A 17,923-nucleotide genomic window follows, 5' to 3' on the forward strand; every position below is an offset into this window, starting at 1 on the left:
CCTGCCGAACGCGACCAGCCCTACTTCCCCAACGTCTCCCCGAACCCCGCCGCCAGCGGCATCCGCAGCCCCAGCGGCGGCGGTGCCGCCAGGGCGTCGGCCACGGGGCGGGAGTAGGTGTGGGTGAAGAGGGAGCCGAGGAGGAAGTCGGTGGTGAGGGCGTGGACTTCGGAGCGGTGCTGGTGGAGGGCGTGGCCGTCGGAGTGGACCTCGAAGCGGCAGATGTCGCGGTTGGTCTTCTTGGCGCGTTCGGCGTAGCGGTAGGAGAGTTCGGGGTCGGTGCGGGCGTCGTTGGTGCCGTGGACGAGGAGGACCTGGCGGCCGATGAGCTGTTTGACCGGGTCGGCGGGTTCGGTGGCCGGGCCGTGGGGCGGCGGGGCGGGGAGCCAGGGGGCCAGGGAGACGACGGAGGTGACGGCCGGGTGGCCGGCGGCGTGGAGGGCGGCCCGGCCGCCGACGCCGATGCCGACGAGGCAGACCGGTACGTCGCCGTAGCGGCGGACGATCTCCTCCAGCGCCCATGCGGCGTCCCGGGGCGGGTCGAGGGCGGCGCCGTTCCAGCCGCGGCGGCGGTAGTGCAGGACGTGGGCGACCAGGCCCTCGGCCCGGCCCGCGCGGGCCAGCCGGCCGGCGAGTGGGCGGGCGGGCAGCGCGGCCAGGGGGGCGGGGCGGCGGGTGCCGGGCGGTTCGGCCTCCGGGAGCAGCAGCGCGACGGCGCCGACGGTGTGGCCGGCGGCCCGGCCGCCGCCTTTCCAGCGGAGTGCCGCGCGCGTTCCGTCGACGGCCGTTCCCAGCGGTTTTCCCAGCCGGGCGACGCGCTCCGGCAACGCTTGCAGAGCCATGAGCCACACGATGGCAGAAGGTGGCGCGGGGTCCACCCGGTGTACGGGTCACCGTTGGATATCGTTCAGTGAGATCTACGCGCGTAGGCGCTACAGTGCCGCAATGACGAGCGAGACCACCAACCTTCCGACCGCAGAACACGTCCGCCGCGCGCCCAAGGTGCTGCTGCACGACCACCTCGACGGCGGGCTGCGTCCCGCCACGATCGTCGAGCTGGCGCAGGCCATCGGGTACGACGGGCTCCCCGAGACCGACCCCGAGAAGCTGGGCGTCTGGTTCCGCGAGGCCGCCGACTCCGGCTCGCTGGAGCGCTACCTGGAGACCTTCGCGCACACCTGCGCCGTCATGCAGACCCGCGAGGCGCTGACCCGGGTCGCGGCCGAGTGCGCCGAGGACCTGGCCGCGGACGGCGTCGTGTACGCCGAGATCCGTTACGCGCCCGAGCAGCACCTGGAGGGCGGCCTGACCCTCGAAGAGGTCGTCGAGGCCGTCAACGAGGGCTTCCGCGAGGGCGAGCGGCGGGCGCTGGCCGACGGCCACCGCATCCGCGTGGGCGCCCTGCTCACCGCCATGCGGCACGCGGCCCGCGCCCTGGAGATCGCCGAGCTGGCCAACCGCTACCGCGACCTGGGCGTCGCCGGCTTCGACATCGCGGGCGCCGAGGCCGGCCACCCGCCGACCCGTCACCTGGACGCGTTCGAGTACCTCAAGCGCGAGAACAACCACTTCACCATCCACGCCGGCGAGGCGTTCGGACTGCCCTCCATCTGGCAGGCGCTCCAGTGGTGCGGCGCGGACCGCCTCGGCCACGGCGTCCGGATCATCGACGACATACAGGTGTCGGACGACGGCACCGTGAAGCTGGGCCGCCTGGCCTCCTACGTGCGGGACAAGCGCATCCCCCTGGAGATGTGCCCGACCTCCAACCTCCAGACGGGCGCCGCCCCCTCCTACGCCGAGCACCCGATCGGGCTGCTGCGGCGCCTGCAGTTCCGGCTCACGGTCAACACCGACAACCGACTGATGAGCGGGACGAGCATGTCGCGCGAGTTCCAGCACCTGGTGGACACCTTCGGGTACACGCTCGACGACATGCAGTGGTTCACCGTCAATGCGATGAAATCAGCATTCATTCCTTTCGATGAACGCCTCGCGATGATCAACGACGTGATCAAGCCCGGCTACGCCAAGCTGCGTTCCGAATGGCTGTTCCGCCAGGTGGGCACGGCTCCGGCCGTGAGCAGCGACTCTCACTCTGCGTGAGGTCGGCGTAAGGGCAGCCCGTAAGGGGGCGTGCGGCGGCCGGGCGGGGGCGCCCGGCCGTCCCCCTGGCGCGCCGGGTGTTTGCGGGTCCGGCGCACGCGTCACTAGGTTGCGGGCCGGTCAAGCCCCCACCACGAGGATGTATGCGATGAAGCAGGGAACCATCAAGACCCTCGGCGTCGCCGCGATCGGTGCCGCCTTCGCCGCCACCGCCGCGGGCAGCGCCGCCGCAGCCGAGCCGGTCCAGCCCGTCACCAGCGGCAACGCGGGCCTCCTGAGCACCCTTCCGGTCGACCAGGCCGGGGACATGCTCTCCCCTCAGGCGAACGCCTCCCGGCCGGGCTCGCAGCAGGGCACCGACCTGCTCGGCGGGATGCCGGTCACGAACGGCACGCCCGGGAGCGGCCTGACGGCCGACACGGTGGGCGACGCCGTGTCGGGCGGATCCTCGGTCCTCGGCGGCTGAGCGACCGCGGGACGTCCCGCGGCGACGACGCCCCGGCCCGTACGCGAACAGCGCGTGCGGGCCGGGGCGTCGTCGTGTGCGTGGGGCCCGCCGCAGGGCGTAGGGGCGTGCGGCGCTGTTACCAGGAGGCCTGCTGGTGGGTCTTCTCCGTGGGGATGAACAGCCACAGGCCCAGGTAGATCAGGAACTGCGGGCCGGGCAGCAGGCACGAGAGCAGGAAGATCACCCGTACCTTGTTGGGAGTGGTGCCGAAGCGCTGGGCCAGTCCCGCGCACACTCCGGCGATCACCCTGTTGTTCCGGGGACGGACCAGTGCGGCAGCCATGTCTCACGACTCCTTGTCGGCTCTGTACGGGGCGTCTGCCCCATGCCTCAAAAGTAGGTCCGTGAGCCGCTCAGGGCATCGGCCCTGGGAGCCATCCCGACCCTGGTGATCGTCGGGGTCCGACCCTGAGGGGTCTCCTCCCGGCGGCGGAGCCGGGACCGGGTCCCTGGTACGACCAAGAGGTGCGCGAGTGCTACTCCGGTGGTGTTCAGCAGCACCGTGTCCACGTCCGGAACCCGGCCCGGTACGCCCGTCTGGAGCAGCACGATCAGCGACGACACCAGTGCTCCGGCCACCACCGTGCGGGCCATCGACGCCACGGGCGAGACCCGCAGCCGCCCGGCGATCAGGGGCAGCAGCACACCCAGCGGGGCGAGCAGCAGCACCGCCCCGCCCAGGCTCTGCGCGGCCTCCCACGGGCCGCGTGCCAGTTCGGCGCGGATGGTGGCCATGGGGCGGAGGTTGGCAGCCGGCACCCAGGGGACGCTGCGGGGCCGTAGCGTCAGCGAGCCGACGACCAGCAGGTGCGTCACGAGGAGAACGAGACCGGTGACGCGCAATCGGAGGGCGGCGGTGCCGCCGGGGCCATGACGCTGCACACAGGCCAGGACGCGGCGGACCGGGGAGTCGGTTCCTGACGAGCCGGGCCGCTCCCCGCGCGCCCCCTTGACATCATCGGGACAGGGGCCGTCCTCAGGACGTCGTCCGGGCGGGGCTGTCCTCAGGAACGTCGTCCGGGCAGGGCTGTCCTCAGGACGTCATCAGGACAAGGCCCGTCTCAAGGACGTCACCCGGGCAGGGCCGTCCCCAGGTCGTCATCCGGACGGGGCCGTGCCCCGGACATCACCCGGGCATCACCCGGACAGGGGCCGTCCCCAGCCGGCGTTCTGGGCGATGTCCGGGTGGGCCAGTACGCCCGCGGAGCAGTCGTAACGCTGCGCCGGTCCGCCGTCGGGCCCGCCCAGGACGGCCGCCCGCGTCTTGCCGAGCGCCGCGCTGCCGCCGTACGTGCAGACGATCTGGGCGAGCGCGAAGGAGGGGAGGTCCTCGGGGCGCACGCTCAGCCGCAACGCGTTCGCCGGGTCGCCCGGGTGCGCCGCGCCGACCTCCAGGTTCTCCGGGACGGAGGTGCTGAACCCGGCCTCCTCCTCGGCGCGGCCCGGCCGCTCCTGGAGCTCGTCCAGCAGGGCGCGGGCCGTGCGCAGCCGGTCGGTGCCGGTCCCGCCGCGGGGCACCGGCACCGTGCGCGTCACCTCGGTCAGCGTGGAGCCGCAGACGAGGAAGACCTTCACCGGCACGGAGGCGGCACCCTCCGCGCCCGGCCCGCCGGGGACCTGCGGCGCCTTGCAGCTGACGCGCGAGGGCGCGGGCCCGGCGTCCACCGGAACGGACGTCCCCCGGATGCCGCAACCCGCCGCGGCGAGCGCCAGCGCCGCCAGCGCGGCGGCGCGCCGCCAGGCGCGGGGGGTGGTGGGGCGGAGCCGCGCGCGCCCGGCGCGCGGTGCGGGGCGGTGCGGGGCCTGGGCGCTGCCGCTCCCGGCGCGCGGGGCCTCGGTGCCTGTGCTCCCGGCCTGGACGCGCGGATCCGTCACGTTCCCGGCCTGGACGCGCGGGTCCATGGCGCTCCCGGCCTGGACGCGCGGGTCCATGGCGCTCCCGGCCTGGACGCGCGGGTCCATGACGTTCCCGGCCTGGACGCGCGGATCCATGACGCTCCCGGCCTCAACACACGGGTCCATGGCGCTCCCGGCCCCCGCGTCCCGGTGCCGGTTCGCGCTGCGTTCGGTCATCGCTCGCCGTCCTTGCCCGCGTCGGTGGCGTGGTCCCTGGGGGCCGTACGCGTTCCCCGGCCCGCACGGAAGAGACCCTTACGGGGTCCACGGGGCGCCCGCGCCTCCCGCGTCGCTCCGGTGCCGCGGGCGGAGCCGCGAGCGGAGGCGCCGTCGCGGGCGGGGCGGCCGTGTTCGGTGTCGGTGCCGGGGTTCCGCCGGGACTCGTCCGGACGGGTGGCGTTCGGGCCGCCCGCGTCGGGGTGGTGACCGCCGGACTCCGGGGAGCCCGTGCCGGGCTCCGCCGGGTCCTCCTCCTCGGACTCCTCGGCCGTCAGGCGGGACGCGTCCTTGGGGAGCCGCAGGGTGAAGACCGCGCCGCCCTCCGGATGGTTGGCGGCCGTGATCTCGCCGCCGTGGATGTGCGCGTTCTCCATGGCGATCGACAGGCCCAGGCCGCTGCCCTCGGAGCGCGGCCGGGAGGCGCTCGCCTTGTAGAAGCGGTCGAAGACGTGCGGCAGTACGTCCTCCGGGATGCCGGGGCCGTGGTCGCGGACGCGGATCAGCAGGTCGTCACCGGCCGGCGTCTCCTCCGTCCGCACGGAGACCCTTACGGGGGAGCCGCCGTGCTTGAGGGCGTTGCCGATGAGGTTGGCGAGCACGACGTCCAGGCGGCGCGGGTCGAGGCGGGCGACGATGCCGCGCTCGGCGTCCAGCTCGACGGCGTCCAGCCAGGCGCGGGCGTCGATGCAGGCCGTGACCTGGTCGGCGACGTCCACGTCGTCCAGGACCAGGCGTGCCGTGCCCGCGTCGAAGCGGGTGACCTCCATCAGGTTCTCCACCAGGTCGTTCAGCCGCCGGGTCTCGCTGACCACGAGCTGGACCGCCGGGGCGATCATCGGGTCGAGCGAGTCGGCTTCCTCCTCCAGGACCTCCGTCACGGCGGTGATGGCGGTGAGCGGGGTGCGCAGCTCGTGCGACATGTCGGCCACGAACCGGCGGGAGGAGGCCTCGCGCGCGCTCAGCTCCGCCACCCGCTGCTCCAGCCGCTCGGCGGTGCGGTTGAAGGTCCGGGAGAGGTCGGCGAGTTCGTCGGTGCCGGTCACCCGCAGCCGGGTGTCCAGCCGCCCCTCGCCGAGCTGCCGGGCCGCGTGCCCGAGCCGCTGGACGGGCCGCAGCACCGTGGTCGCGGCGGCCTGCGCCAGCAGCGCCGAGCCGACCAGGGCGAGCGCCGTGGCGATGCCCAGCGACCAGGCCAGGGAGTTGAGGTCCTGGCGCTCGTTGGCCAGCGACTTGAGCATGTAGCCGGTCGGTCCGCCGCCGGTCATCCTGGCGCCGGCGACCAGGTACGGCGTGCCGTTCAGCTCCTCGCGCTGCCAGTACATGTGGTACGGGGCGCGGTTGGTGTCGTCCACCGCGCGCTTCTGGTTGACGGCCTTGCGCAGCGACTCCGGCACGTTCGGCAGCGTCAGCAGGTCCTTGTGGGTGGTGGCGGCGCAGTCCTTGCCGTCGCCGTCCACGCCGATCAGCAGCACCGAGTAGTTCTGCGGACCGGCGGCCATCTGGCGTGCGGCGTTGTGGAGTTCCTGGCAGCCGGGGTGCAGCGGCAGCGCGCGGGTGCTGTCCTCCAGCGACTTGCGGAAGTCGTTCAGCGCGGCGTTCTGTGTCCGGTCCAGGACGGCGTTGCGGTTGAGCCAGTACGCGATGCCGGACGCGGAGACCGCCGCCGTCAGCGCCACCAGCGCGAAGACGACGACCAGCCGCAGCCGCAGGCTGGTCCAGCGGAGCAGCCCGACGCGGGCGAGCAGGCGGCCCAGCGGCCGGCCGGCCGTGCGGCCGGGGGAGGCTTCGGTCACTGCGGGGCGTCCAGTCGGTAGCCGACGCCGCGGACCGTGCGGATGAGGGTCGGCGAGGACGGCACGTCCTCCACCTTCGCGCGCAGCCGCTGCACGCACGCGTCCACCAGGCGCGAGTCGCCGAGGTAGTCGTGCTCCCACACCAGGCGCAGCAGCTGCTGCCGGGACAGCGCCTGCCCGGGACGGCGGCTGAGCTCCAGCAGCAACCGCAGCTCGGTCGGTGTCAGTTGCAGATCCTCGCCGTTCTTGGTGACCGTCATCGCGGACCGGTCGATGACCAGCGACCCGAAGGCGGCCGAGTCGTTGGCCTCCCGCTCGCCGCGCCGCAGCACGGCCCTGATGCGGGCGTCCAGCACCCGGCCCTGCACGGGCTTGACGACGTAGTCGTCCGCGCCGGACTCCAGCCCGACCACGACGTCGATGTCGTCGTTGCGGGCGGTGAGCAGGATGATGGGCAGCTGGTCCGTACGCCTGATCCGCCGGCATACCTCGAAACCGTCGATACCGGGCAGCATGACGTCCAGCACGATCAGATCCGGACGCTGCTCGCGCAGCAGTTTGAGGCCGTCCTCACCGGTGGCCGCGGTCACGACCCGGTGACCTTGGCGTGTCAGCGAGAGTTCGAGGGCCGTGCGGATGGCGTCGTCGTCCTCGATCAGCAACAGAAAAGGCACATCGGCCATTCTGGCCCATGCCGCGCCAGGAGTTCGACCGGCGCCGAGCGCGCCGCGCGCGGCGCCGGCGACCGGGCCGAACGGCGGACGACACGCCCCGGACGCGGCCCACCCGGCCCTGTGACAGGGCTGTGACAGTCGACGGACACCGCCATGAAACTGCTCCGGCAGTCTTTTGGACAACCGGGAGGACGTGAGGCCCGGGAGCAAGCCGACGCAAGCAGGCTCTACCGACGGGGGGCGTGAGATGACGACCACACCGCACAGCACCACGACCGGCGCGGTCGTCACGCGGCTCCACGACATCGTTCGGGCCGGTGAGAAGTCCGGTGCCGTGAACGGGCGGGGGTGCGCTCGCGGCACCGGGCGTCAGCGGCCGACGCACATCGTGGCCGTCGACGCCATCACGGGGGGCCGTGGCCACGGGGGGGCCGCGGAGCACGACGGGGGAACCGGGGGAAACCCGGGGGGGACGTCGTCGTACGGGGAGGCCCGGGGGGGACGCTCCACGGCGGAGGCGGGCGCCGAAGCGGCGTTCACCGCCTACGTCCAGGAGCGCCGCGCCTCCCTGTACGCGACGGCGTACCACCTGACCGGTGACCGCTACGAGGCCGAGGATCTGCTCCAGAGCGCGCTGTTCTCGACCTTCCGCGCCTGGGACCGGATCAGCGACAAGGCGGCGCTCGGGGGGTACCTGCGCCGCACGATGACGAACCTGCACATCAGCGCCTGGCGCCGGCGCAAGCTCAACGAGTACCCGACGGAGGAGCTGCCGGAGACGGTGGGCGACGCCGACGCGATGCGTGGCACGGAACTGCGCGCCGTGCTGTGGCAGGCGCTGGCCCGGCTGCCGGAGACGCAGCGCACGATGCTCGTCCTGCGCTACTACGAGGGCCGGACGGACCCGGAGATCGCGGACATACTGGGCATCAGTGTCGGCACGGTGAAGTCGAGCATCTGGCGCTCCCTGCGCCGGCTGCGCGACGACGAGGTCCTCAGCTTCGGCCGGGACCGGGAGGAGTCCTTCGGCGAGCTGGTGGCCTGACGCCGGGGCACGGGGGAGCACGCGGGGGTACGGGGGAAGCGTACGAGGCCCGAGGGGGTAGGTGGAGGAGCGGGGGGGGGGGGGGCGGGGGGGGGGGGGCGGCCCCCCCCCCCACCGCTCCTTCGTGTGTGCGGCGGCGGCTGCCCGGCTTCGTGGGGGGCGGCTGCTGTGAAGCTCGCGGTTACGGAACGGCCGGCGTTTCGGACAGGGCGCGGACCGTGACCTCTGGCTCGGTGCGGATCGGGAAGTTCACCGACGCCGCGATGAAGCACCGCTCGTGCGCGGCGGTGTGCAACTCCCGCGCCCGCTCCACCAGCTCGGCCGAGGCCACCTGGACGTGCGGACGCAGCACCGCCTCGGTGTACCGGCCGCCGCCCTTGCCGTCCTGGGTCACCGTGCCGGTCGCCCGGTCCGTGTAGGCCGTGACGGTCACCCCCTCCAGGGAGCACAGCGCCAGGTAGGTCAGCATGTGGCACTGCGAGAGCGAGGCGAGCAGCAACTGCTCCGGGTTCCAGCGCTCGGAGTCGCCCCGGAAGGCCGGGTCCGCGCTGCCCTGGAACGGCGGTGGGCCGTCGGCGCGCACTTCGTGGTCCCGGCGGTACGCCCGGTAGTTCTCGGTGCCGGAGCCGGTGTTGCCGGTCCAGGTGGTGCGGGTTTCGTACGTGTGCGCGCGCTGCCCCTTCTTCTTCCCACCATCCTTATTTTTTTCGTCTTCTTTTTCCGGCATCGTCGTTCCCCTTGTTCGTCCTGAGCCTGGGCCTGGCCTGGGGCCCGGGCCTGGGTCTGAGCCGTCACCGGCCGACCGGCAAGATCGTACGACCGGCCGGGCTCCGCCCTACCGCTCCGCAACCGCCCCACGCGCCGCGCCGATCCGGCTCAGCGCCTCCGCCTTGGCGCACGGGTGCGCGCCGAGGGCCGCGTGCCGGGCCACGATCGCGCGTTCCGCCCGCATCAGCCGCAGGCCGCGGCGTACGAGGTAGAGCGGGGGCTTGCGGCCCTCGCGCAGGTCGCGGGCCAGGCGGCGGCGGAAGGTGGTGGAGGGCCGGCCGCGCAGGCACAGCGCGTCGGCGAGCAGGCCGGCCGCGCGGCAGCGGGCGATGACGTCGGCGGCGAAGATGCCCTCCGCTATGAACAGCCGCGCGTCCCCGATGTCGAGCGCGGTCTCGCCGGTCCGGGAGCTGGTGGCGATGTCGTACACGGGGACGGAGGTGCGGCCCGTCCGGCACAGGGAGTCGATCGCGGCGAGCGCGGTGTCGGCGTCCCAGGAGAGCGGCGAGTCCCAGTCGGCGCCGTCACTGTGCGCGAGGCGCGGGAGCGACGGGTCGGTGCCCTCCTTGTAGAAGTCGTCGAGGTTGAGGACGGGCAGGCCGGTCAGGGCGGCCAGCGAGGTCTTGCCGGACCCCGACGGGCCGGTGAGCAGGACGACCCGGGCGGCGGGCGGGCGCGAGGGCGTCGGCGCGTGCGTCCGGGCAGCGGCGGACGCCGGTCCGAAGGACCGTGTGGAGGACTGGGAGTTCACGGGTCACCATTGTCGCGCATTGGGCCGTGCGGGGGACCCAGGGCGTGCGGGGTGGAACGCCCGGAAGGCCGGTGGCTACGCTGGGGAACCGTTCGTTCACAGCATGCCGATCGGTCGTCGTCCGGGCCGCTCGCGCGCCGAGACACCTGGCAGGTGGCATGGCCTCTCACTCCCGTTCCCCGCGCCGGCGCGGCCGTGCGGTCGGCGGCCTGGTCCGCGTCGGCCTCGTCCTCTCGGCCGCCGGTGCCGCGCTGACGGCGGGCGGGGCGCCCGCCGAGGCCGCCGCGTCAGGGGACGGGGGACCGGCCGGGAACGTGGTCCGAGGCGGTTACAAGATCCTGTCGACGGCGCTCCACAACTCCCTGTCGCCGACCGCCGAAGGCAGCATCGGCCCCGTCAAGCGGCTGCCCCTCGACCCGCTGGCGGGCACCGGCGTCGACCCGCTGGACAACAGCGTCGGCACCCAGGTCGCCGACTTCAAGCCGGTGGGCACCAACCTGCTGACCGACCCGCTCACCAGGGGCGGATCGCTGGACGACCTGCCTTTGGCGGGCGAGGCGATCCGGCGGCTGCCGGGCTGAGGGAGTTCCCCGTACGCCGCGGGGTTTCTCCGTACGCCGCAGGGCCCGTATGCCGCGGACTCCGTACGCCGCAGGGGCCTTCCGTACGCCACAGGGCTCCATCCGCCCCAAACCCCGTACGCCACAGGGCTCCATCCCGAGGGATGGAGCCCTGTCGTCACGCGCGCGGCACCGGGCCGCGGCCGAGGTCACCGGATGGGGTCACCGGATCGGGGGCGGGCCCCCATCAGGCGGTGCGGAGGTCAGACCCCCATCGGGTGCCACACCGTCTTCGTCTCCAGGAAGGTCAGGAGGCGGGTGGTGTCCGGTTCGGCGGACCAGTCCACAGGCTGTGGACGGAGAACGCGCTTGAGGTTGTCGGCCGCCGCCGTCTCCAGGGCGGTGGCCAACTGCGCGTCACCAAAGGCGCCCGCCAGGTCGATGGCGTTGACGTCCTGGTGGGCGGCGAGCGGGCCGGAGAGCTCCGCGGTGCGGCCGGAGAGGATGTTGACGACGCCGCCGGGCAGGTCGGAGGTGGCCAGCACCTCGCCCAGGGACAGCGCGGGCAGCGGGGCGTTCTCCGACGCGACCACCACGACCGTGTTGCCGGTGACGATCGCCGGGGCGATCACCGACACCAGGCCCAGGAACGAGGACTCCTGCGGGGCGATGACGGCCACCACACCGGTCGGCTCCGGGGTGGACAGGTTGAAGAACGGGCCCGCGACCGGGTTGGCGGCGCCGGCGATCTGGGCGACCTTGTCGGACCAGCCCGCGTACCAGACCCAGCGGTCGATGGCGGCGTCCACCTGGGCGGCGGCCTTGGACTTGGACAGCCCCTCGGCGTCCGCCACCTCGGCGGCGAACTGCTCGCGGCGGCCCTCCAGCATCTCGGCGACGCGGTAGAGGATCTGGCCCCGGTTGTAGGCCGTGGCGCCGGACCAGCCGCCGAACGCCTTGCGGGCGGCGACCACCGCGTCCCGGGCGTCCTTGCGGGAGGACAGGGGGGCGTTGGCCAGCCAGTTCCCCTTAGAGTCGGTCACCTCGTACACCCGTCCGCTCTCGGACCGGGGGAACTTGCCCCCGACGAACAGCTTGTAGGTCTTCAGAACACTGAGCCGGTCAGGCTGCTTCACTGGTCGCGCTCCCCTTCTCGCTCGCTGCGCTCCCTCGGCGGCTCGGCCGCTCCGGCGAGGTACGCCTCCAGGCCGTGACGACCGCCCTCGCGGCCGTAGCCCGACTCCTTGTAGCCGCCGAAGGGCGAGGCCGGGTCGAACTTGTTGAACGTGTTGGACCAGACGATGCCCGCGCGCAGCTTGCCCGCCATCCACAGGCTGCGGCTGCCCTTCTCCGTCCAGATGCCGGCCGACAGCCCGTAGGGGGTGTTGTTGGCCTTCTCCACGGCCTCGTCCGGCGTACGGAAGGTCAGCACGGACAGCACCGGGCCGAAGATCTCCTCGCGGGCGATGCGGTGCGCCTGCGTGACGCCCGTGAAGAGGGTCGGCGCGAACCAGTAGCCGGAGTCGGGCAGGTCGCAGGCCGGGGCCCAGCGCTCGGCGCCCTCCTGCTCGCCCGCGTCGGCCAGCTCCTTGATGCGGGCGAGCTGCTCGGCGGAGTTGATGGCGCCGATGTCGGTGTTCTTGTCCAGCGGGTCGCCGACGCGCAGGGTGGCCATCCGGCGCTTGAGCGCGTCCAGCAGCTCGTCCTGCACGGACTCCTGCACCAGGAGGCGGGAGCCGGCGCAGCAGACGTGGCCCTGGTTGAAGAAGATGCCGTTGACGATGCCCTCGACGGCCTGGTCGATCGGCGCGTCGTCGAAGACGATGTTGGCGGCCTTGCCGCCCAGCTCCAGGGTCAGCTTCTTGTCCGTACCGGCGACGGTGCGGGCGATGGCCTTGCCGACGGCGGTGGAACCGGTGAAGGCGACCTTGTTGACGTCCGGGTGCGCGACCAGCTCGGCGCCGGTGGTGCCGTCACCCGTCACGATGTTGACGACGCCCTTGGGCAGGCCCGCCTGGCGGCAGATGTCCGCGAAGAACAGCGCGGACAGCGGGGTCGTCTCGGCGGGCTTGAGGACCACGGTGTTGCCGCAGGCCAGCGCCGGGGCGATCTTCCACGCGAGCATCAGCAGCGGGAAGTTCCACGGGATGACCTGGCCGGCGACGCCCAGCGGGCGCGGGTTCGCGCCGAAGCCCGCGTGCGAGAGCTTGTCGGCCCAGCCCGCGTAGTAGAAGAAGTGCGCGGCGACCAGCGGCAGATCGGAGTCGCGGGACTCGCGGATCGGCTTGCCGTTGTCCAGCGTCTCCAGGACGGCCAGTTCGCGGGAGCGCTCCTGGATGATCCGGGCGATCCGGAACAGGTACTTGGCGCGCTCGGAGCCTGGCAGCGCGGACCACTTCTCGAACGCCTTGCGGGCGGCCTTCACGGCCCGGTCCACGTCCTGGGCGCTGCCCTGCGCGACCTCGGAGAGGACCTCCTCGGTCGAGGGAGAGACGGTCTTGAAGACCTTGCCGTCGGCGGCCTCGGTGAACTCGCCGTCGATGAACAGGCCGTAGGACGGCGCGATGTCGACGACCGAACGGGATTCGGGTGCCGGTGCGTATTCAAAAGCCATGGTCAGTCCACCGTGACGTAGTCGGGGCCGGAGTAACGGCCGGTGCTGAGCTTCTGGCGCTGCATCAGCAGGTCGTTCAGGAGGCTGGAGGCGCCGAAGCGGAACCAGTCCGGGTTCAGCCAGTCCTCGCCCAGCGTCTCGTTGACCATCACCAGGTACTTGATGGCGTCCTTGGTCGTCCGGATGCCGCCGGCCGGCTTCACGCCGACCTGCACGCCGGTGGCGGCGTGGAAGTCGCGGACGGCCTCCAGCATGAGGAGGGTGACCGGCGGGGTGGCGTTGACGGAGACCTTGCCCGTCGAGGTCTTGATGAAGTCGGCGCCGGCCAGCATCGACAGCCAGGACGCGCGGCGCACGTTGTCGTACGTCTTCAGCTCGCCCGTCTCGAAGATGACCTTCAGGTGCGCGGCGCTGCCGTCCTCGCGGCGGCACGCCTCCTTCACCTGCTTGATCTCCTCGAAGACCGTCATGTAGCGGCCGGAGAGGAAGGCGCCGCGGTCGATCACCATGTCGATCTCGTCGGCGCCGACGGCGACCGCGTCACGGGTGTCGGCCAGCTTGACGGGCAGCGCGGCGCGGCCCGCCGGGAAGGCGGTGGCCACGGACGCGACGTGGATGCCCGTGCCGGTCAGCGCCTCCTTGGCGGTGGCGACCATGTCCGGGTAGACGCAGATCGCGGCGACCTGGGGGGCGGTGCGGTCGGTCGGGTCGGGGTTGACGCCCTTGGCGCACAGCGCCCGGACCTTGCCCGGGGTGTCCGCGCCTTCCAGCGTCGTCAGGTCGATCATGGAAATGGCGAGGTCGATGGCGTACGCCTTCGCCGTGGACTTGATCGAGCGGGTGCCGAGAGCGGCGGCGCGGGCCTGAAGGCCGACCGCGTCGACGCCCGGGAGGCCGTGGAGGAAGCGGCGCAGCGCACCGTCGGAGGCGGTCACGTCCGCCATCGACGCCAGACGCCCCGCGGCTTCCTTGCCGTATGCGGGAACAGTGGTGGGCATGGTCACGAGGGGAGCATATCTACGCGCGTAGCGTCTGTCACCCCCTTGCTTGTGCCGGGGGGCGGGGTGGGGGAATCGAGGGGGTGGAGGGGAGGCGTGACGAAAGGGGGACGAGGGTGCTGCGGACATCGGTTGTCGACGGTCGCGGGAAGGCGGGCCGACGGAGCGCGGCAGGCAATGTGAGAAATCGGTTACGAGCGGACGGATTCCTGTCGAATGCCCGTGACGGAACGGCGAGGTGGCCATCACACCTGGTCAATAGGTTTTCTCTCGCACCGCAGCGCTCCTCGGCCGTACGGGCCGGGGGAGGGGTCGGTTGTCGATCGCCGATTGACGACTGAGCAGAACAGGGGAGAAGCACATGTCCGTCCAGATCACACGCCGTGCCAAGGTCCTGCGCGCCGCCGCCGTCACCGCGGCCGTGGGCGCCGTCGTCCTCGGGCCGGTCTCCGGGGCGTTCGCGGCCTCCGGGCACGCCGCCACACCGGCTGCCGCGTCCCAGAAGGTCACCGCCGCGAAGGCGGGCAAGGGGACGTTCGTCCGGCAGGTGAAGCTTGTGGATGGCTCGATCGCCAAGGTTTACAAGGTGGGGGCGCAGCACTTCCGGGTGGAGTGCTACTCCGGCAAGGTGGTGATCGGCAACTTTGAGTCGACGCCCACCAAGCCGTACTCGGGGGGCGAGAACAACGGGACGATCGTGGCCTTCGGTCCGAACGGACAGATCGCCTCGTGGAACAGGCCGTTGAGCAACCACGCCGGCGGGGCCCACACCGAGGTGCTCGCGGATGCCCGTACCACCGCGAAGGTGACCAGCCTCGGCGGGATGAACTACAAGGCCACGCTGACCAACGGTGGGCGCGTCGTCGGCACGATCGAGGCGCGCGACAAGGACGGGAAGCACTACGGCGCCACCAAGATCGGCAAGATGTGGGTTGTCCTGAACATCGAGGGCCGGATCACGTCGCACGTCGAGGGCGGCGCCTCGAAGTGAGCGGCGCGCTGCTGAGCGGTGGGGAAGTGGAATGCTCTCCGCGACATCCCCCCTTCCCCTTGCTTTCAGGCGACTTCGCAGCCTCATGACACATCCGAACGTCCCGGCCGGCGCTTTTCGAAGTGCCGGCCGGGACGTTCGTCGTGGCGGTGGGATGCCGGAGGTGGCTCGTCGGCTGGACCGGTCGCATGTGGAGAAGCGCAGGTCAGAGGAGCCATGGCGGCCGAATGTGAGAGAACGGTCACAATTGCGCGGGTTTCCGTCGAACTTCCGTTACATAACGGCGAGATGACCATCAAATGGCGTTTCTAAAGTCTTTCTCATCACCTGAACCCCTCGCCCCAAACTGCGAAGGGGGGTGTCCACCAGCCACCGGCGATTGAGTTTTCGATCCGTGACCTTACGGGAGCCCGTCCATGTCCGCCCTGTCATCGCCCCGTCGTAGCGCCCTGCGTGCCGCCGCCGTCGCAGCCGCCGTAGGTGCCGTCGTCCTCGGCCCGGTCTCCGGTGCCTTCGCCGCCTCCGGCCCCGTCGCCGCGTCGGCCGCCGAGCAGTCCGCCACGCAGCAGCCCTCCGCGGAGCAGCCGGGCGCGACCACGCCCGACGAGTCCAAGCCGGGCACGACCACCCCCGACCAGACCAAGCCGGGCACGCCGACCCCGGACAAGCCGGGCACCCCCGCGCCGGACGAGAGCAAGCCGGGCACCCCGAAGCCGTCCGAGTCGAAGCCGGGTACCCCCAAGCCGTCCGAGTCGAAGCCGGGCACCCCCAAGCCCACCGAGTCCAAGCCGGGTACGCCCAAGCCGGAGGCCACCAAGCCGGCCGGGGTTCCCCCTAGGGGCACCTTCCCCAGCGGTGACTGCACGGTGAGCCGGTACCAGTCCATCGGCGCCGGCACCTGGGCCATCCTGACCAACGGTCCCAAGGGCCCCAAGGTGCAGTTCGCCGAGTTGGCCAGCCCGTACAAGCTGGAGGGTCCCGTCCTGGACCGTCGGCACCCCTCGTACCGCCCCTTCGGCGCGAAGATCGTCAACCCGGGCAGCGACCAGCCGACGTTCACGTTCAAGATGCAGGGCGGCGGCTACCCGGCCGGTTACGCCTCGTTCCCGAAGAAGCCCACGTCCTGCTCCGGGCACGCCAGCAACGGTCAGGGCCCGGTCGGCCCGGCCCCGGCCGGCAAGCAGGCCGTGAACACCGGTACGCAGGCGAAGGCCACCGGCGGCCAGACCAAGGTGCTGCCCAAGGGCGGCGTGGCGGCGGGTGCCGAGGGCGTGGCGGCGGGCGCCGACACGACCCTGATCGCGGTCGGCGGCGGCTTCGCGGCGCTGGGTGCCGCGGGCATCGGCTTCGCGGTGCTGCGCCGCCGCCAGGCGGAGGGCTCGCGGGCTTGAGCCGACGGTCGCCGGGGCGTGGGGCGGGCCGCTGGATCATGGCGGCCTGCCTCCCCCTCCTCGCACTGGGCGGTGTGCTGATCGCCGTGGGCGTGAAGGACGGCGGCGCTTCGAACGGGGTGCCGTCCGTCCACGTGGCCGCGGACGGTTCGACGGCCGCGAAGCGGGCGGGTGCGTCCGCGTCCCCGTCCGCCGCGCCGCTGCCCGCCGCCAAGCCGACGCGCGTCCGGATCCCGGCGGCCGGTGTCGACACCGGACCGGTGCTGGACCTCGGGCTCGCCGCCGACGGCACGGTCGAGGTGCCCTCCGTGGCGCAGGCCGACCGCATCGGCTGGTACGACAAGGGCGTGACGCCCGGCGAGACCGGTCCCGCCGTCCTCATCGGCCACTACGACACCGCCGAGGGCCCCGCCGTGCTCCAGCACGTCGGGCGGATGAAGGCCGGCGACAAGATCTACGTGGACCGGGCGGACGGGCGGACGGCCGTCTTCGTGGTCCGTGCCCTGGAGCAGGTCGACAAGAAGTCCTTCCCCACCCAGAAGGTCTACGGCGACACCAGCCGCCCCGAACTGCGCCTGATCACCTGCGGCGGCGACCTGGTGGACGGCCACCGGCCGGACAACATCGTTCTCTATGCCGATCTTGTGTCCTGACGGTTATCGGAGGCTCCCTGAAGGCTTTCCGAAGGTTTTTCGAAGGCTTTCCGAAGGCTTCGGGAACAGGGCGGGTCTCGTCCGCTCCCGGACGCGTTCTCCGACGCGTTCTCTCGTCCGTTCGAACTGATGCCGTAACGAAACGTCCGGCTTCCGGACGCTCAGGCACAATCGCACCATGACGAGCCCGCAGCATCCCACCGCCTCCGACCAGCAGTACGCCGACCGCGGCTACCGTTCTCCCGCCGGTATCGCCGGCGGGGTGCTGCTGCTCGCGCTCGCCGCCTGGCTGGGCGGGGACGCGCTGGTACGGGGCAGCGGTCACACCCGGCTGCTGGCGGTGGCCGGGCTGCTGTTCGCCGTGCCGCTGGTCGTCGCGTTCACCTTGCGGCCCGTGGTGCGGGCGGGGGCGGACAAGATGATCGTCCGGAACCCGTTCCGCACCATCACGCTCCCGTGGAACTCGGTGGAGGACCTGAGGGCGTCCTTCTCCAGTGAGGTCTTCGCGGGCGGTACGAAGTACCAGCTCTGGTCGATCCCCGTGTCGCTGCGGCAGCGCAAGAAGGCCAACCGGCAGGCGTCCCGCATCGCCAACCGCGCCGCCGGCGGCCACCCCGAGGCGACCACCGACACCGTCCGGCGCGCCACGGCCGACCGGGCGCTCGACGAGCTGCGCGCCCTCAAGGAGAACGCGGCGGGCCGCGACGGCGCCGAGGGCACGCCGGTGGTGCGCTGGGCGTACGAGATCATCGCGCCGTGTGTGGTGGGCGCGGTGGGGCTGGTGGTGTTGATCGCGCTGTAAGGCCGGGCGTCCCGTGGGCGGACGGCGGGGGAGTGCGGGCCCCTGAGCGGGATCTGCGTCCGCCGCCCTGGCCGGAGAACGTGAAGCGGGCCTCGGTCACATCAGACCGAGGCCCGCTTTTCGTGTGTGTGCGTTTCCGTACGCGCGCGGTGGG

The 17,923-nt window shown here is 72.4% G+C and carries 19 protein-coding genes; 8 read left to right on the plus strand and 11 right to left on the minus strand.

All coding sequences use genetic code 11. From position 1 onward, the window contains the following. Window positions 1-20 precede the first annotated feature (20 nt). Window positions 21-842 (minus strand): alpha/beta hydrolase, encoded by an 822-nt coding sequence (locus ABZX96_RS04965; protein ID WP_355537915.1) that lies wholly within the window; start codon window positions 840-842, stop codon window positions 21-23. Between the two features lie 103 nt (window positions 843-945). On the opposite strand from ABZX96_RS04965, the gene ABZX96_RS04970 reads away from it, so the two are divergent. Both ABZX96_RS04970 and ABZX96_RS04975 read left to right on the plus strand, forming a co-directional pair. After that, a complete protein-coding gene (locus ABZX96_RS04970; RefSeq protein WP_355537918.1) occupies window positions 946-2,106 on the plus strand; it encodes an adenosine deaminase in 1,161 nt (386 codons plus the stop codon). A 148-nt stretch (window positions 2,107-2,254) separates the two neighbouring features. Continuing rightward, window positions 2,255-2,572, plus strand: a complete 318-nt coding sequence (locus tag ABZX96_RS04975; RefSeq protein WP_355537921.1) for a hypothetical protein — start codon at window positions 2,255-2,257, stop codon at window positions 2,570-2,572. A 118-nt stretch (window positions 2,573-2,690) separates the two neighbouring features. Here the strand turns inward: ABZX96_RS04975 and ABZX96_RS04980 are convergent, their stop codons facing one another. From ABZX96_RS04980 to afsQ1, 5 genes are all read right to left on the minus strand, one after another. Continuing rightward, window positions 2,691-2,897 (minus strand): PspC domain-containing protein, encoded by a 207-nt coding sequence (locus ABZX96_RS04980; RefSeq protein ID WP_355537924.1) that lies wholly within the window; start codon window positions 2,895-2,897, stop codon window positions 2,691-2,693. Window positions 2,898-2,944: 47 nt separating this feature from the next. Further along, the gene (locus tag ABZX96_RS04985) at window positions 2,945-3,430 is read right to left on the minus strand and encodes a VanZ family protein (RefSeq protein ID WP_355537927.1); all 486 of its coding nucleotides are present in this window, start codon (window positions 3,428-3,430) and stop codon (window positions 2,945-2,947) included. Between the two features lie 321 nt (window positions 3,431-3,751). Next, window positions 3,752-4,687 (minus strand): hypothetical protein, encoded by a 936-nt coding sequence (locus ABZX96_RS04990; protein WP_355537930.1) that lies wholly within the window; start codon window positions 4,685-4,687, stop codon window positions 3,752-3,754. Beyond that, complete coding sequence (locus tag ABZX96_RS04995; RefSeq protein WP_355538062.1) at window positions 4,684-6,483, minus strand: HAMP domain-containing sensor histidine kinase; 1,800 nt, start codon at window positions 6,481-6,483, stop codon at window positions 4,684-4,686. Before ABZX96_RS04995 ends, ABZX96_RS04990 begins: the two co-directional genes overlap by 4 nt. A 35-nt stretch (window positions 6,484-6,518) precedes the next feature. Next, window positions 6,519-7,196, minus strand: coding sequence for a two-component system response regulator AfsQ1 (afsQ1, locus tag ABZX96_RS05000; protein ID WP_355537933.1), 678 nt, complete (start codon window positions 7,194-7,196; stop codon window positions 6,519-6,521). 247 nt (window positions 7,197-7,443) lie between these two features. On the opposite strand from afsQ1, the gene ABZX96_RS05005 reads away from it, so the two are divergent. Continuing rightward, window positions 7,444-8,241 (plus strand): SigE family RNA polymerase sigma factor, encoded by a 798-nt coding sequence (locus ABZX96_RS05005; RefSeq protein WP_355537936.1) that lies wholly within the window; start codon window positions 7,444-7,446, stop codon window positions 8,239-8,241. Between the two features lie 181 nt (window positions 8,242-8,422). On the opposite strand, the gene ABZX96_RS05010 is transcribed toward ABZX96_RS05005, so the two are convergent. Together ABZX96_RS05010 and ABZX96_RS05015 are read right to left on the minus strand one after the other, a co-directional pair. After that, complete coding sequence (locus tag ABZX96_RS05010; protein ID WP_355537939.1) at window positions 8,423-8,968, minus strand: OsmC family protein; 546 nt, start codon at window positions 8,966-8,968, stop codon at window positions 8,423-8,425. Window positions 8,969-9,076: 108 nt separating this feature from the next. Then, on the minus strand, window positions 9,077-9,661 hold the full coding sequence (locus ABZX96_RS05015; protein ID WP_355538065.1) for an ATP-binding protein: 585 nt from the start codon (window positions 9,659-9,661) through the stop codon (window positions 9,077-9,079). 257 nt (window positions 9,662-9,918) lie between these two features. On the opposite strand from ABZX96_RS05015, the gene ABZX96_RS05020 reads away from it, so the two are divergent. Further along, the gene (locus tag ABZX96_RS05020) at window positions 9,919-10,341 is read left to right on the plus strand and encodes a hypothetical protein (protein WP_355537942.1); all 423 of its coding nucleotides are present in this window, start codon (window positions 9,919-9,921) and stop codon (window positions 10,339-10,341) included. Between the two features lie 242 nt (window positions 10,342-10,583). On the opposite strand, the gene ABZX96_RS05025 is transcribed toward ABZX96_RS05020, so the two are convergent. From ABZX96_RS05025 to deoC, 3 genes are read right to left on the minus strand one after another with little or no spacing between them, the layout of a single operon-like run. Next, window positions 10,584-11,456, minus strand: a complete 873-nt coding sequence (locus ABZX96_RS05025; protein ID WP_355537945.1) for an aldehyde dehydrogenase family protein — start codon at window positions 11,454-11,456, stop codon at window positions 10,584-10,586. Beyond that, a complete protein-coding gene (locus ABZX96_RS05030; protein WP_355537948.1) occupies window positions 11,453-12,934 on the minus strand; it encodes an aldehyde dehydrogenase family protein in 1,482 nt (493 codons plus the stop codon). Before ABZX96_RS05030 ends, ABZX96_RS05025 begins: the two co-directional genes overlap by 4 nt. A gap of 2 nt (window positions 12,935-12,936) precedes the next feature. After that, complete coding sequence (gene deoC / locus ABZX96_RS05035; RefSeq protein WP_355538068.1) at window positions 12,937-13,932, minus strand: deoxyribose-phosphate aldolase; 996 nt, start codon at window positions 13,930-13,932, stop codon at window positions 12,937-12,939. Window positions 13,933-14,293: 361 nt separating this feature from the next. Between deoC and ABZX96_RS05040 the strand changes: the two genes are divergently transcribed. The 4 genes from ABZX96_RS05040 to ABZX96_RS05055 all read left to right on the plus strand — a co-directional run bounded on the left by ABZX96_RS05040 (window position 14,294) and on the right by ABZX96_RS05055 (window position 17,769). Beyond that, window positions 14,294-14,923, plus strand: a complete 630-nt coding sequence (locus ABZX96_RS05040) for a hypothetical protein (protein ID WP_355537951.1) — start codon at window positions 14,294-14,296, stop codon at window positions 14,921-14,923. Between the two features lie 416 nt (window positions 14,924-15,339). Further along, a complete protein-coding gene (locus tag ABZX96_RS05045; protein WP_355537954.1) occupies window positions 15,340-16,314 on the plus strand; it encodes a hypothetical protein in 975 nt (324 codons plus the stop codon). Then, window positions 16,311-16,967 (plus strand): class F sortase, encoded by a 657-nt coding sequence (locus ABZX96_RS05050; protein ID WP_355537957.1) that lies wholly within the window; start codon window positions 16,311-16,313, stop codon window positions 16,965-16,967. The genes ABZX96_RS05045 and ABZX96_RS05050 overlap by 4 nt, the downstream gene beginning before the upstream one ends. A 178-nt stretch (window positions 16,968-17,145) precedes the next feature. Continuing rightward, window positions 17,146-17,769 carry a PH domain-containing protein gene (locus ABZX96_RS05055; RefSeq protein ID WP_355537960.1) on the plus strand — a complete coding sequence of 208 codons (624 nt, stop codon included), beginning with the start codon at window positions 17,146-17,148 and terminating at the stop codon, window positions 17,767-17,769. Window positions 17,770-17,923 lie beyond the last annotated feature (154 nt).

Origin of the sequence: Streptomyces sp. NPDC003077 (assembly GCF_040611095.1) — a bacterium.
In the GTDB taxonomy this organism is placed as follows: Bacteria; Actinomycetota; Actinomycetes; order Streptomycetales; family Streptomycetaceae; genus Streptomyces.

Excerpts from the sequence above, each read along its gene's own strand:
- ABZX96_RS04965 (WP_355537915.1), bottom strand. The coding sequence starts at position 842 with ATGGCTCTGCAAGCGTTGCCGGAGCGCGTCGCCCGGCTGGGAAAACCG.
- ABZX96_RS04970 (WP_355537918.1), top strand. The coding sequence starts at position 946 with ATGACGAGCGAGACCACCAACCTTCCGACCGCAGAACACGTCCGCCGC.
- ABZX96_RS04975 (WP_355537921.1), top strand. The coding sequence starts at position 2,255 with ATGAAGCAGGGAACCATCAAGACCCTCGGCGTCGCCGCGATCGGTGCC.
- ABZX96_RS04980 (WP_355537924.1), bottom strand. The coding sequence starts at position 2,897 with ATGGCTGCCGCACTGGTCCGTCCCCGGAACAACAGGGTGATCGCCGGA.
- ABZX96_RS04990 (WP_355537930.1), bottom strand. The coding sequence starts at position 4,687 with ATGACCGAACGCAGCGCGAACCGGCACCGGGACGCGGGGGCCGGGAGC.
- ABZX96_RS05005 (WP_355537936.1), top strand. The coding sequence starts at position 7,444 with ATGACGACCACACCGCACAGCACCACGACCGGCGCGGTCGTCACGCGG.
- ABZX96_RS05010 (WP_355537939.1), bottom strand. The coding sequence starts at position 8,968 with ATGCCGGAAAAAGAAGACGAAAAAAATAAGGATGGTGGGAAGAAGAAG.
- ABZX96_RS05020 (WP_355537942.1), top strand. The coding sequence starts at position 9,919 with ATGGCCTCTCACTCCCGTTCCCCGCGCCGGCGCGGCCGTGCGGTCGGC.
- ABZX96_RS05030 (WP_355537948.1), bottom strand. The coding sequence starts at position 12,934 with ATGGCTTTTGAATACGCACCGGCACCCGAATCCCGTTCGGTCGTCGAC.
- deoC (WP_355538068.1), bottom strand. The coding sequence starts at position 13,932 with ATGCCCACCACTGTTCCCGCATACGGCAAGGAAGCCGCGGGGCGTCTG.
- ABZX96_RS05040 (WP_355537951.1), top strand. The coding sequence starts at position 14,294 with ATGTCCGTCCAGATCACACGCCGTGCCAAGGTCCTGCGCGCCGCCGCC.
- ABZX96_RS05045 (WP_355537954.1), top strand. The coding sequence starts at position 15,340 with ATGTCCGCCCTGTCATCGCCCCGTCGTAGCGCCCTGCGTGCCGCCGCC.
- ABZX96_RS05055 (WP_355537960.1), top strand. The coding sequence starts at position 17,146 with ATGACGAGCCCGCAGCATCCCACCGCCTCCGACCAGCAGTACGCCGAC.